This window comes from Enterobacter sp. D2 (genome assembly GCF_034427575.1).
Lineage (GTDB): Bacteria > Pseudomonadota > Gammaproteobacteria > Enterobacterales > Enterobacteriaceae > Enterobacter > Enterobacter cloacae_M.
This window is the reverse complement of record NZ_JAXQPP010000001.1, coordinates 1,101,401-1,114,067: the sequence shown is the minus strand read 5'-3', so window position 1 is coordinate 1,114,067 and position 12,667 is coordinate 1,101,401. Positions and strand designations below refer to the sequence as shown.

The following is a 12,667-nucleotide window of genomic DNA, read 5'->3' as shown; positions in this document are numbered from 1 at the left end:
TACAACTACGAATCATGACGTCAATTATTAATCGAATCATTGAATTAGCGGGATGGATTGTTCTTGGGGTTTCGGTCATTTTGCTGGGTGTTGCCAGCCATATCGATAACTACCAGCCGCCGGAGCCTGTCACAGTCGCCCAACCTAAGTAACCGGTTACTGCAATAAAGAGTGACATAATATGTCAGTTACTTATTGCCAGCCCTGGTGAACACGGTTAACCTTCTCTTCCAGGCATCGTCTGATGCCTGAATTTCAGCAAAGAAAACTCCTAATTTCGTCGCGTTACCTGAGTGGGCTGTTTACGTCTTTATTAATCCGTTTATTATTCGAACGAATTACCTTAACTGGTATTACTCACTTTTATATGGAAACTTATTAATATGACAGTTCAGGACTATTTATTAAAATTTCGCAAGATCAATTCGCTTGAGAGCCTGGAAAAACTGTTTGACCATCTGAACTACACCCTGTCGGATAATCAGGACATCATTAATATGTATCGCGCCGCTGACCATCGCCGTGCGGAGCTGGTTTCCGGAGGTCGTTTATTCAACGTGGGTGAAGTGCCTAAGTCCGTATGGCGTTACGTTTTATAAGAAAGTAGCCATCCGCGCGAAATGTTATATACTCTCCGCCCTGCAAACTGGCTGTACAACATTTCGCGCAGATTATGGGAGAGTTCATGACCGCAACGCCTGGAGAACGCATTGGAGGCTGGTTAATCGCCCCACTGGCATGGCTGCTGGTTGCCTTATTAAGCGCATCGCTTGCGCTGCTGCTGTATACCACCGCACTGATTACCCCTCACGCCATCCAGACACTGATGTCGCAAAGCGTGCTGAATATTGCGATGTGGTTTGTGTCGTTCGTTTTCGCAATTGGAATGTGGTACTACACCCTGTGGTTGACCATCGCCTTCTTTAAGCGCCGCAAAAGTGTACCTAAACACTACATTATCTGGCTGCTGATCTCGGTTCTGCTGGCGGTGAAAGCCTTTGCTTTTTCGCCCGTATCAGACGCTCTGGCCGTTCGTCAGCTGCTTTTCCCGTTACTGGCCGCCGCGCTGCTGGTCCCCTATTTCAAGCGTTCGATGCGGGTAAAAAACACCTTCGTGAACCCGTAATAACCTTACAGATAACCTGTTGTCGCCTGCGTGAGTTTGTCCGATAATAGGCGGCTTTTTTATTTCAGGCTAAATAATGACCGATTACTTACTGCTCTTTGTCGGCACCGTGCTGGTTAACAACTTCGTTCTGGTGAAGTTCCTTGGCCTGTGCCCGTTTATGGGCGTGTCCAAAAAGCTGGAAACGGCGATGGGCATGGGGCTGGCGACAACCTTCGTCATGACGATGGCGTCCATCTGCGCGTGGTTGATTGATACCTGGATCCTCATCCCGCTGGGGTTAATCTATCTTCGTACGCTGGCTTTTATTCTGGTCATTGCGGTTGTTGTGCAATTTACTGAAATGGTGGTGCGTAAAACCAGCCCGGCCCTCTATCGCCTGCTGGGTATCTTCCTGCCGCTGATCACCACCAACTGTGCCGTTCTCGGCGTTGCGCTGCTGAACATCAACCTTGGCCATAACTTCATGCAGTCGGCGCTGTACGGTTTTTCCGCCGCCGTCGGTTTCTCATTTGTTATGGTCCTCTTCGCGTCGATTCGCGAGCGTCTGGCGGCAGCGGATATCCCTGCTCCCTTCCGCGGTAACGCGATTGCGCTGGTGACCGCTGGTTTAATGTCTCTGGCCTTTATGGGCTTTAGTGGTCTGGTGAAGTTGTAATGAATGCTATCTGGATTGCCATCGCCTCTATCAGCGTCCTGGGGTTGGTGTTTGGCCTTATCCTGGGTTACGCCTCCCGCCGTTTCGCCGTAGAGGACGATCCTGTTGTTGAAAAAATTGATGAGCTTTTGCCGCAAAGCCAGTGCGGGCAGTGCGGCTACCCGGGCTGCCGTCCCTATGCCGAAGCGGTAGGAATTCAGGGTGAAAACATTAACCGCTGCGCCCCCGGCGGCGAAGCGGTGATGCTGAAAATCGCGGCCCTGCTTAACGTCGATCCGCAGCCCGTTGATGGCGATGCGGAGGTGCAGGAGCCGGTTCGCGCCCTCGCCGTGATCGACGAGGCAAACTGCATCGGCTGTACCAAATGTATTCAGGCCTGCCCGGTTGACGCCATTGTTGGCGCCACCCGCGCCATGCACACCGTCGTGGCGGATCTGTGCACCGGCTGTAACCTCTGCGTGGCCCCCTGCCCGACGCAATGTATTGAGCTGCGCCCGGTTGAAACGACTACCGAAAGCTGGAAGTGGGATCTTCAAACCATTCCGGTTCGCATCATTCCTGTGGAACAACATGCTTAAGTTATTTTCTGCTTTCAGAAAAGAGAAGATTTGGGACTTTGACGGCGGTATCCATCCGCCGGAGATGAAAACCCAGTCCAACGGCACGCCGCTGCGTCAAATTCCGCTGGCGACGCGTTACGTCATGCCGCTCAAACAGCATATTGGCGCTGAGGGCGAGCTGTGCGTGAAAGAAGGCGATACGGTTCTTCGCGGTCAGCCGCTGACCTTTGGCCGTGGACGTATGCTGCCGATACACGCCCCTACCTCCGGTAAAGTAGTGGCGATTGCCCCTCATACGGTGGCCCATCCGTCCGCTCTATCGGAGCTGAGCGTGATCATTGAAGCCGACGGCGAAGACCGCTGGATTGAACGTGACGGCTGGAGCGATTACCGCAGCCAGAGCCGCGAAGCGCTTATCGAGCGTATTCATCAGTTCGGCGTCGCCGGGCTGGGCGGCGCGGGCTTCCCGACCGGCGTTAAGCTGCGCGGCGGTGGCGATAATATCCAGACGTTGATTATCAACGCCGCCGAGTGCGAGCCCTATATCACCGCCGACGATCGTCTGATGCAGGATTGCGCCGCTCAGGTGGTGGAAGGCATCCGCATCCTGGCGCACATTCTTAAGCCGCGGGAAGTGCTGATTGGTATCGAAGACAATAAACCGCAGGCCATCTCGATGCTGCGCGCCGTGCTGGCGGGCAGTCACGATATTAGCCTGCGCGTTATCCCGACCAAGTACCCTTCTGGCGGCGCAAAACAGCTGACGCAAATTCTGACCGGCAAGCAGGTTCCGCACGGCGGACGCTCTTCGGATATCGGCGTGCTGATGCAAAACGTCGGCACCGCCTATGCGGTGAAACGCGCGGTGATTGACGGCGAGCCGTTGACCGAGCGCGTGGTGACGCTGACCGGCGAGTCGGTTTCCCGTCCGGGCAACGTCTGGGCGCGTCTGGGTACGCCGGTGCGCCATCTGCTGGAACAGGCTGAATTTTGCCCGACCAGCGACCAGATGGTGATCATGGGCGGCCCGCTGATGGGCTTTACGCTGCCGTGGCTGGACGTTCCGGTAGTGAAAATCACGAACTGTCTGCTCGCCCCTTCCCCAACCGAAATGGGTGAAGAACAGGAAGAGAAAGGTTGCATCCGCTGCAGCGCCTGTGCCGATGCCTGCCCGGCGGATCTGCTCCCGCAGCAGCTGTACTGGTACAGCAAAGGCCAGCTGCACGACAAGGCAAAATCCCATAACCTGGCCGACTGCATTGAATGCGGCGCCTGCGCCTGGGTCTGCCCAAGCAACATTCCGCTGGTGCAATACTTCCGTCAGGAGAAGGCCGAGATTTATGCCATTTCCATGGAAGAAAAACGCGCCGCGGAAGCCAAGGCACGTTTCGAAGCGCGTCAGGCGCGACTGGAGCGCGAAAAAATCGCCCGTCAGGAACGCCATAAGCAGGCCGCCGTTCAGCCTGCCGGGAAAGATGAGGATGCGATCAACGCCGCACTGGCGCGCGTTCGTGAGAAAAAAGTCGATGCCGCCCAGACGGTAGTGATCCAGGCCGGAGAAAAACCGGATAACAGCGAAGCGATTGCCGCCCGCGAAGCGCGAAAGGCTGCGGCTCGCGCGCGTCAGGCGGAAAAAGCGCAAACGGTTCAGGCAGATACTGAGATCGACCCGCGTAAAGCGGCCGTTGAAGCGGCGATTGCGCGCGCCAAAGCCCGCAAATCGGGTGAGCAAAGCGTGGTCATCGAGCAGGATGCGGTCGATCCGCGCAAAGCCGCCGTTGAAGCAGCGATTGCCCGGGCCAAAGCCCGTAAGGCTGCGCAGCAGGCGCCAGAGGCAGTATCAGAAGCAGAAGCACCACAGGTCGACCCGCGTAAAGCCGCCGTAGAAGCGGCGATTGCACGGGCTAAAGCCCGTAAGGCTGCTCAGCAGGCACCAACGGTAGTATCAGAAGCAGAAGCACCACCGGTCGACCCGCGTAAAGCCGCCGTAGAAGCAGCGATTGCCCGCGCCAAAGCCCGTAAGGCAGCGCAGCAGGAAGAGCAGCCGCAGGCCGCCAACGATGACCCGCGCAAGGCCGCCGTCGCCGCCGCCATTGCGCGCGTTCAGGCGAAGAAAGCCGCACAGCAAGCCGTAAACGAGGATTAAATGGTTTTCAGAATCGCAAGTTCCCCCTACACCCACAACCAGCGTCAGACATCACGCATTATGATGCTGGTCTGCCTGGCCGCGCTGCCGGGCATTGCCGTTCAGTGCTGGTTTTTCGGCTGGGGAACCCTGTTCCAGATAGCCCTGGGCTGCGCCAGCGCCGTCGCGGCGGAAGCACTCGTCCTGAAGCTGCGTAAGATGGCGGTGTCACGCATTCTGGCTGACAACTCCGCGCTGCTGACCGGCCTGCTGCTCGCCATCAGTATTCCGCCGTTTGCCCCGTGGTGGATGGTCGTGCTCGGTACCGTCTTTGCCGTGATCATTGCCAAACAGCTGTACGGCGGGCTCGGCCATAACCCGTTTAACCCGGCGATGATTGGCTACGTGGTGCTGCTGATCTCCTTCCCGGTGCAGATGACCAGCTGGCTGCCGCCGCACGAGATTGCGGCCACGGTTCCGGGCTTTATGGATGCCCTGCACGTTATCTTTACCGGCCATACGGCGCTCGGCGCTGATATGAACGCGCTGCGCATGGGCGTGGACGGCATCAGCCAGGCGACGCCTCTCGATACCTTTAAAACGTCCCTGCATGCCGGGCACAGCGTTGAGCAGATTATGAAATCCGCGATTTACAGCGGCATGCTGGCGGGTGCAGGCTGGCAGTGGGTCAACCTGGCGTATCTGCTGGGCGGCCTGTTCCTGCTGCAGCAGAAAGCCATTCGCTGGCATATTCCGGTCAGCTTCCTCGTGACGCTGGCGGTCTGCGCCACGCTGGGTTGGGTATTCTCTCCTGAATCACTCGCCAGCCCGCAGATGCATTTGCTCTCCGGTGCGACCATGCTGGGCGCCTTCTTTATCCTGACGGACCCGGTTACGGCGTCAACGACTAACCGCGGCCGCCTGATCTTCGGCGCGCTGGCAGGCCTGCTGGTATGGCTGATCCGCAGCTTTGGCGGTTACCCGGACGGCGTCGCGTTTGCCGTCCTGCTCGCCAACATTACCGTTCCGCTCATCGACTATTACACGCGCCCGCGCGTGTACGGCCATCGCTAAGGGTTTCGCCATGTTAAAAACGATGCAAAAACACGGCGTCACGCTGGCTGTCTTCGCCGCAGTCCTGACCGGGCTGACGGCCCTGGTTAACTCGTTAACCAAAACGACCATCGAAGAGCAGGCTTCAAAGCAGCAAAAGGCGCTGTTCGATCAGGTGATCCCATCAGATTTCTACGATAATGACCTGCAAAAGAGCTGCTTTGTGGTAGACGCGCCGCAGCTTGGGAAAGGCTCTCACCGCCTCTTTATTGCCCGCAAAGGGGATAAACCGGTAGGCGCGGTGATGGAAGCGACGGCGCCCGACGGCTATTCCGGCGCCATTCAACTGCTCGTCGGCAGCGATTTCTCCGGCACAATACTGGGTACCCGCGTGACGCAGCATCATGAAACGCCGGGCCTAGGCGATAAAATTGAAACACGTCTTAGCGACTGGATTTTGCACTTCGCCGGTAAAGTTATCCATGGCGAAGGGGATACCGCGTTTGCGGTGAAGAAAGATGGCGGCGAGTTCGACCAGTTCACCGGCGCGACCATCACGCCGCGCGCCGTGGTGAACGCCGTAAAACGAGCCGGGCTGTATGCCGAAACGCTGCCCGCGCAAATCAACAATCTTCCGGCCTGTAGGGAGTAATCATGAGCCAGGTTAAAGAGGTTATTGTCCAGGGGTTGTGGAAGAACAACTCCGCGCTGGTCCAGCTTCTGGGGATGTGCCCACTGCTGGCGGTAACGTCCACCGCCACCAACGCGCTCGGTCTGGGTCTGGCAACCACGCTGGTGCTGACCCTGACCAACCTCTCCATCTCCGCCCTGCGCCGCTGGACGCCGTCGGAAATTCGTATTCCGATTTACGTCATGATCATTGCGTCTGTTGTTAGCGTTGTACAAATGCTCATCAACGCTTACGCATTCGGCCTGTACCAGTCGCTTGGGATCTTTATTCCCCTTATCGTCACCAACTGTATCGTCGTTGGCCGTGCGGAAGCATTCGCGGTGAAAAACAGCCCCGCCATGTCGGCGCTGGATGGTTTTTCCATTGGAATGGGTGCCACCTGCGCCATGTTCGTGCTGGGCTCGCTGCGCGAGATCCTCGGTAACGGCACGCTGTTTGACGGCGCAGATGCGCTGCTGGGCGGCTGGGCCAAAGCGCTGCGCGTTGAAGTGTTCCACACCGATACGCCATTCCTGCTGGCAATGCTGCCCCCTGGCGCGTTTATTGGCCTTGGCATGATGCTGGCGATAAAATACCTGATTGATGAGAAACGTAAGCGCCGCGCGGCTGAGCGTAGCGTTCTGGAAGGGACACCCGAGAAGGCTTCATGAATAAAGAAAAGCGCATTGCGATCCTGACCCGTCTGCGGGACGAGAACCCGCATCCGACGACGGAGCTGAACTTTACCTCCCCGTTTGAGCTGCTGATCGCGGTGTTGCTCTCTGCGCAGGCGACCGATGTGAGCGTCAATAAAGCCACTGCCCTGCTCTATCCGGTCGCCAATACGCCAAAAGCCATGCTGGAGCTGGGCGTGGAAGGCGTGAAGTCCTATATCAAAACCATCGGCCTGTTTAACAGCAAAGCCGAGAACGTCATTAAGACCTGCCGGATCCTGCTGGAACAGCACGGGGGCGAAGTACCGGAAGATCGCGCCGCGCTGGAAGCCTTACCGGGCGTGGGGCGTAAGACTGCGAACGTGGTGCTCAACACCGCGTTTGGCTGGCCGACCATCGCCGTGGATACGCATATTTTCCGCGTGTCTAACCGGACTAACTTCGCGCCGGGGAAAAATGTTGAGCAGGTCGAAGAGAAGCTGTTAAAGGTGGTTCCGGCCGAATTTAAGGTTGATTGCCATCACTGGCTGATTCTGCACGGTCGCTATACCTGTATTGCCCGTAAGCCTCGCTGCGGCTCCTGCATTATTGAAGATCTCTGCGAATACAAAGAAAAAGTGTATCCCTGATCGTCACAATCCCTTACCAAAAGAAGGGCTACCAGGCATCCTTCTTTTGGCCGTTATTTGTCCGTCTTTCGTTCCCTCTGACCTGTCACTTGTTCGTTTGTTTAACGCTCAAACAGGTTAATACTTTTTTCATAGCCAAAAATTTCTATACATCTGTGATCGCGATCACCCTGATAACTTCATGTTGAATTTTTGTTGTCAAAACCCGCCTAAACCCTTTGTCTGACAAGATACTCTCCTTCCATTACCGAAGATAAGACCAGCTATTTTTCAGAATATGGGCTATATCACTGCGATAAACGGCAAATAGCAGAACATATCGCCAAAGGCCGGTTGAAGTGGGTTATTGCCAGTCGAAAAAACTACCTTTAATCATCGTATGAAATTTAACGCTGAATAACATTTATATGAACCGACGATTATACCACTTCAGATATATGTAACAGATTATTACAAACGTATTGCCAGATGGGGCAGGATAGTGAACATTACCCGCCGTTTCTCCTCCCAATATAACTATAAGGCGTATGGACTACGGCCATCACGCTATGAACACCCCCGTTAATATGGGATGTAAAAAAAGAGGTATATGTGTCTACTGCAAACAATAAACCAACAGATGAAAGCGTAAGTCTTAACGCTTTTAAACAGCCTAAAGCGTTCTATCTCATCTTCTCTATCGAGTTATGGGAGCGTTTTGGTTATTACGGCCTGCAAGGGATCATGGCGGTTTACCTGGTAAAACAGCTGGGTATGTCCGAAGCCGATTCCATCACGCTGTTCTCTTCCTTTAGTGCTCTGGTGTACGGTCTGGTCGCAATTGGCGGCTGGCTGGGTGATAAAGTCCTCGGGACTAAACGTGTCATCATGCTGGGCGCCATCGTCCTGGCGATTGGCTATGGTCTGGTTGCATGGTCAGGGCACGATGCCGCTGTCGTGTATATGGGTATGGCGACGATTGCCGTCGGTAACGGTCTGTTCAAAGCAAACCCGTCCTCCCTGCTCTCTACCTGCTACAGCAAAGACGATCCGCGTCTGGACGGTGCATTTACCATGTACTACATGTCCATCAACATCGGTTCGTTCTTCTCGATGCTGGCAACCCCATGGCTCGCAGCTAAGTTCGGCTGGAGCGTGGCGTTCGCGCTGAGCTTCGTGGGTATGCTGATCACCGTGGTGAACTTCCTGTTCTGCCGCAGCTGGGTTAAAGACTACGGTTCAAAACCTGACTTCGAGCCTGTTCATATGGGCAAACTGCTGGCCACCATCGTGGGCGTTGTTGTCCTCGCGGCAATTGCCACCTGGCTGTTGCACAACCAGGGTATCGCCCGTGCCGTTCTGGGCGTGGTTGCGCTGGGTATCGTGGTTATCTTTGCGAAAGAAGCTTTCGCCATGCAGGGTGCTGCCCGTCGCAAGATGATTGTGGCGTTCATTCTGATGCTGGAAGCGATTATCTTCTTCGTGCTGTACAGCCAGATGCCAACCTCACTGAACTTCTTCGCCATTCGTAACGTTGAGCACTCAATTCTGGGCATCGCGTTCGAACCGGAACAGTATCAGGCGCTGAACCCGTTCTGGATCATGATTGGTAGCCCGATTCTGGCCGCTATCTATAACAAGATGGGCGACCGTCTGCCGATGCCGCACAAGTTTGCGATCGGTATGGTGCTGTGCTCCGGCGCGTTCCTGGTGCTGCCGCTGGGTACCAAATTTGCCACCGACGCGGGTATCGTGTCCGTTAACTGGCTGATCCTGAGCTACGCGCTGCAGTCTATCGGTGAGCTGATGATCTCCGGTCTGGGTCTGGCGATGGTTGCACAGCTGGTGCCGCAGCGTCTGATGGGCTTCATTATGGGTAGCTGGTTCCTGACCACTGCCGGTGCGGCAATCATTGCGGGTAAAATTGCGAACCTGATGGCTGTGCCTGAAAACGTCACTGACCCACTGGTCTCCCTGAACGTCTACGGCACCGTGTTCATGCAGATTGGTATCGCTACTGCGGTTATTGCAGTTCTGATGCTGCTGACCGCGCCGAAACTGAATCGTATGACTCAGGACGACGACAAGACGGCTGAAGCGACCAAAACCGCTACCGCGTAAGATTATTGAGAAACGACGAGCCGCTAATGCATATTAGCGGCTTTTTTTTTGTCCGTTGGCGCACTAACATAGCTGAAACCTCAGCAAAAAGGAGTTACCGATGAAACTGTTCTACAAACCGGGCGCGTGCTCTCTTGCTTCCCACATCACCCTGCGCGAGAGCGGCAAAGATTTCACGCTGGACGGCGTTGATCTGATGAAAAAGCGTCTGGAAAATGGCGATGATTTTCTTGCCATTAACCCCAAGGGACAAGTTCCGGCTCTCTTGCTGGATGACGGTACTCTGCTGACCGAAGGCGTCGCGATTATGCAGTTCCTGGCCGATAGCGTGCCCGATCGCCAGCTGCTGGCTCCGGTCAGTACCATTTCTCGCTATAAGACGCTGGAATGGCTGAACTACATTGCGACCGAACTGCACAAAGGTTTTACGCCGTTGTTCCGCCCGGATACGCCAGAGGAGTTCAAACCGACCCTGCGTGCGCTTCTTGAGAAAAAGCTGCAGTACGTTAACGAATCGCTGAAAGACGAACAGTGGATTTGTGGTTCGCGCTTCACGATTGCCGATGCGTATCTGTTTACCGTGCTGCGCTGGGCGCGCGCGGTTAAGTTGAACCTGGAAGGGTTAGACCATATTGCATGGTATATGAAACGCGTGGCAGAGCGCCCTGCGGTGGCTGCGGCGCTGAAAGCGGAAGGTTTGAACTAACCGAGCGGCCTGTGTTGCCGGGTGGCGCTGACGCTCACCCGGCCTACAATTTTTGGCCGGTTATAACCGGGTTGCGCTGAAATAGTGCTCCGGCTTCGCGATACGATCCTGTGCCGCAACCACCTGCAGTTCATATTCCTGCATCTCTTTCGTCGCAATCATGATTTCGTACACCGCCGCGGTAACGTGCTCCAGCGCGTCGCGCATCGTCGCCCCCTGCAGCAATTTCACCAGCAGCAGACCGCTGGTGACATCCCCGACCCCAACCGGCTGGCGCAGGCCGAAATCCACCAGCGGACGGCTGATATGCCAGGCGTCATCTTTCGTCACCAGAAGCATCTCAAAACGGTCCTGGCTCAGCCCTGCGCGCGCGAGGTGTTTTACCAGCACAACTTCCGGCCCCTGAGCGATCAGCTCACGAGACGCGCTTACCGCCTCTTCAACGCTGTTAACCGGATGCTCGCAGAGAATTTCGAGTTCGACCAGGTTTGGCGCAATGATATCGCTGGCGGGCAGCGCGTGGCGGACATGAAACTCTGCAACGCCAGGCGCCACGATGCAGCCTTTCTCCGGGTGGCCCATAACGGGGTCGCAGAAGTATTTTGCCGCCGGGTTTGCGGCTTTCACCTGGCGTACGATGCCGAGGATATGCTCCCCCTGCTCCGCTGAGCCGAGGTAGCCGCTCAGCACGGCGTCACAGCGTTTAAGCTGGTCGATATCGGCAATCCCCTGCACAACCTCGCTGAGGTGCGAAGGCGGCATTACGCAGCCGGTCCATTTGCCGTATTGCGTGTGGTTAGAGAACTGTACGGTATTAAGGGGCCAGACGTTGACGCCGAGGCGACGCATCGGGAATTCCGCGGCGCTATTGCCAGCGTGTCCAAAAACAACGTGGGACTGAATGGCGAGGATGTTCTTCATTTTTTCTTACCAAACCCTGAAAAAACAAAAGGGGCGTGGTTTCCCACGCCCCTGGAGACTGTTAATTATTTCCAGCAGACAAGGCAGTAGTTTTTCTTACCGCGACGCAGCAGCGTGTAGCGGCCATACAGACGGTCACCGTCAACGAAGGTGTATTCCGGGTCGGCCTGTTTCTCACCGTTGATGGTGATAGCGTTAGACGCGATGGTTTTACGCGCCTGACCGCGCGAAGGCTGGAGCTCAGAGTCCACCAGCGCCTGCATCAGGTCAGCCCCTTTTTCCATCTCAACCATCGGCACGCCGTCCTGCGCCAGCTGTTCGAAGTCCGCTTCGCTCAGATCGCTCAGGGTACCGTTGAACAGGCTAGCGGTAATGCGTTTTGCCGCAGCCAGACCTTCTTCACCGTGAACCAGTTTGGTCACTTCGTCCGCCAGCACGTACTGCGCGCGCGGCGCTTTACCGCTGTTCTTGTCTTCTTCTTCCAGAGCATTGATCTCTGCGATATCCATGAAGGTGAAGAACTTCAGGAAGCGATAAACATCGGCATCCGCCGTGTTGATCCAGAACTGGTAGAACTTGTACGGGCTGGTTTTCTTCGGATCGAGCCATACTGCGCCGCCCTCAGTCTTACCGAATTTGGTGCCGTCGGCTTTGGTGATCAGCGGAACGGTCAGACCGAAGACCTGGTTCTGGTGCAGACGACGGGTCAGGTCGATACCGGAGGTGATGTTACCCCACTGATCGGAACCGCCAATCTGCAGGGAAACGCCGTGCAGCTTGTTCAGGCAGGCAAAGTCATAACCCTGCAGCAGGTTGTAGGAGAACTCGGTAAAGGAGATACCCTGGTCGTCACGGTTCAGACGCTGCTTCACGGCCTCTTTGTTAATCATCTGGTTAACAGAGAAGTGCTTGCCGATGTCGCGCAGGAAGGTCAGCACGTTCATGCTGCCAAACCAGTCGTAGTTGTTCGCGGCAATAGCAGAGTTATCACCACAGTTGAAGTCGAGGAACGGTGCAACCTGTTTGCGGATCTTATCCACCCACTCCTGCACGGTATCTTCGGTGTTCAGTTTACGCTCAGCGGCTTTAAAGCTTGGGTCACCAATCAGGCCGGTCGCGCCGCCCACCAGCGCAACAGGCTTGTGGCCCGCCATCTGGAAGCGTTTCAGGCATAACAATGGAACAAGATGCCCCAAATGCAAGCTGTCAGCGGTGGGATCGAAGCCGCAATAGAGCGCGATCGGGCCTTGCGCCAGTCGCTCTGCTAACGCTTCCTCGTCCGTCACCTGGGCCACGAGACCCCGCTCTTGCAATTGTTTAATCAAGTTACTGCTTGCCATCAAATTCTCCATGTATAAACGACTGCACCTTTGCCGGTACACGACTTTTCGCCTGATGCGAAAGGACCATAGAATAAAGCGCAAGCGCGGTGTGCGCTAGCGCTT

The 12,667-nt window shown here is 55.7% G+C and carries 14 protein-coding genes; 12 read left to right on the top strand and 2 right to left on the bottom strand.

The genetic code is table 11. The annotated features are described in order from the left end of the window. Positions 1–26: 26 nt before the first annotated feature. From blr to gstA, 12 genes are all read left to right on the top strand, one after another. Positions 27–152 (top strand): division septum protein Blr, encoded by a 126-nt coding sequence (gene blr, locus SPG90_RS05450; protein WP_168112406.1) that lies wholly within the window; start codon positions 27–29, stop codon positions 150–152. 231 nt (positions 153–383) lie between these two features. Beyond that, positions 384–599, top strand: a complete 216-nt coding sequence (gene ydgT, locus SPG90_RS05445) for a transcription modulator YdgT (protein ID WP_013096896.1) — start codon at positions 384–386, stop codon at positions 597–599. A gap of 86 nt (positions 600–685) precedes the next feature. Continuing rightward, the gene (locus SPG90_RS05440) at positions 686–1,126 is read left to right on the top strand and encodes a DUF2569 domain-containing protein (protein ID WP_126303196.1); all 441 of its coding nucleotides are present in this window, start codon (positions 686–688) and stop codon (positions 1,124–1,126) included. 76 nt (positions 1,127–1,202) lie between these two features. Further along, positions 1,203–1,784 (top strand): electron transport complex subunit RsxA, encoded by a 582-nt coding sequence (gene rsxA / locus SPG90_RS05435; protein WP_014883581.1) that lies wholly within the window; start codon positions 1,203–1,205, stop codon positions 1,782–1,784. Further along, the gene (gene rsxB, locus SPG90_RS05430; RefSeq protein WP_322407998.1) at positions 1,784–2,362 is read left to right on the top strand and encodes an electron transport complex subunit RsxB; all 579 of its coding nucleotides are present in this window, start codon (positions 1,784–1,786) and stop codon (positions 2,360–2,362) included. The genes rsxA and rsxB overlap by 1 nt, the downstream gene beginning before the upstream one ends. Then, a complete protein-coding gene (rsxC, locus tag SPG90_RS05425) occupies positions 2,355–4,490 on the top strand; it encodes an electron transport complex subunit RsxC (protein ID WP_322407997.1) in 2,136 nt (711 codons plus the stop codon). Before rsxB ends, rsxC begins: the two co-directional genes overlap by 8 nt. Next, positions 4,491–5,543, top strand: a complete 1,053-nt coding sequence (gene rsxD, locus SPG90_RS05420) for an electron transport complex subunit RsxD (protein WP_045353851.1) — start codon at positions 4,491–4,493, stop codon at positions 5,541–5,543. A gap of 10 nt (positions 5,544–5,553) precedes the next feature. Further along, on the top strand, positions 5,554–6,174 hold the full coding sequence (gene rsxG, locus SPG90_RS05415) for an electron transport complex subunit RsxG (protein WP_126303194.1): 621 nt from the start codon (positions 5,554–5,556) through the stop codon (positions 6,172–6,174). A 2-nt stretch (positions 6,175–6,176) separates the two neighbouring features. Next, on the top strand, positions 6,177–6,863 hold the full coding sequence (locus SPG90_RS05410) for an electron transport complex subunit E (protein ID WP_023311374.1): 687 nt from the start codon (positions 6,177–6,179) through the stop codon (positions 6,861–6,863). After that, positions 6,860–7,495 (top strand): endonuclease III, encoded by a 636-nt coding sequence (gene nth, locus SPG90_RS05405; protein WP_008500570.1) that lies wholly within the window; start codon positions 6,860–6,862, stop codon positions 7,493–7,495. The genes SPG90_RS05410 and nth overlap by 4 nt, the downstream gene beginning before the upstream one ends. Positions 7,496–8,086: 591 nt before the next feature. Next, positions 8,087–9,595 (top strand): dipeptide/tripeptide permease DtpA, encoded by a 1,509-nt coding sequence (dtpA, locus tag SPG90_RS05400; RefSeq protein ID WP_023311373.1) that lies wholly within the window; start codon positions 8,087–8,089, stop codon positions 9,593–9,595. Between the two features lie 100 nt (positions 9,596–9,695). Continuing rightward, positions 9,696–10,301: a glutathione transferase GstA gene (gstA, locus tag SPG90_RS05395; RefSeq protein WP_322407996.1), complete on the top strand. Its 606-nt coding sequence runs from the start codon at positions 9,696–9,698 to the stop codon at positions 10,299–10,301. A 60-nt stretch (positions 10,302–10,361) separates the two neighbouring features. On the opposite strand, the gene pdxY is transcribed toward gstA, so the two are convergent. Beyond that, positions 10,362–11,222 (bottom strand): pyridoxal kinase PdxY, encoded by an 861-nt coding sequence (gene pdxY, locus SPG90_RS05390; RefSeq protein ID WP_023311371.1) that lies wholly within the window; start codon positions 11,220–11,222, stop codon positions 10,362–10,364. Positions 11,223–11,287: 65 nt separating this feature from the next. After that, the gene (tyrS, locus tag SPG90_RS05385; RefSeq protein WP_023311370.1) at positions 11,288–12,562 is read right to left on the bottom strand and encodes a tyrosine--tRNA ligase; all 1,275 of its coding nucleotides are present in this window, start codon (positions 12,560–12,562) and stop codon (positions 11,288–11,290) included. Between the last annotated feature and the right edge of the window lie 105 nt (positions 12,563–12,667).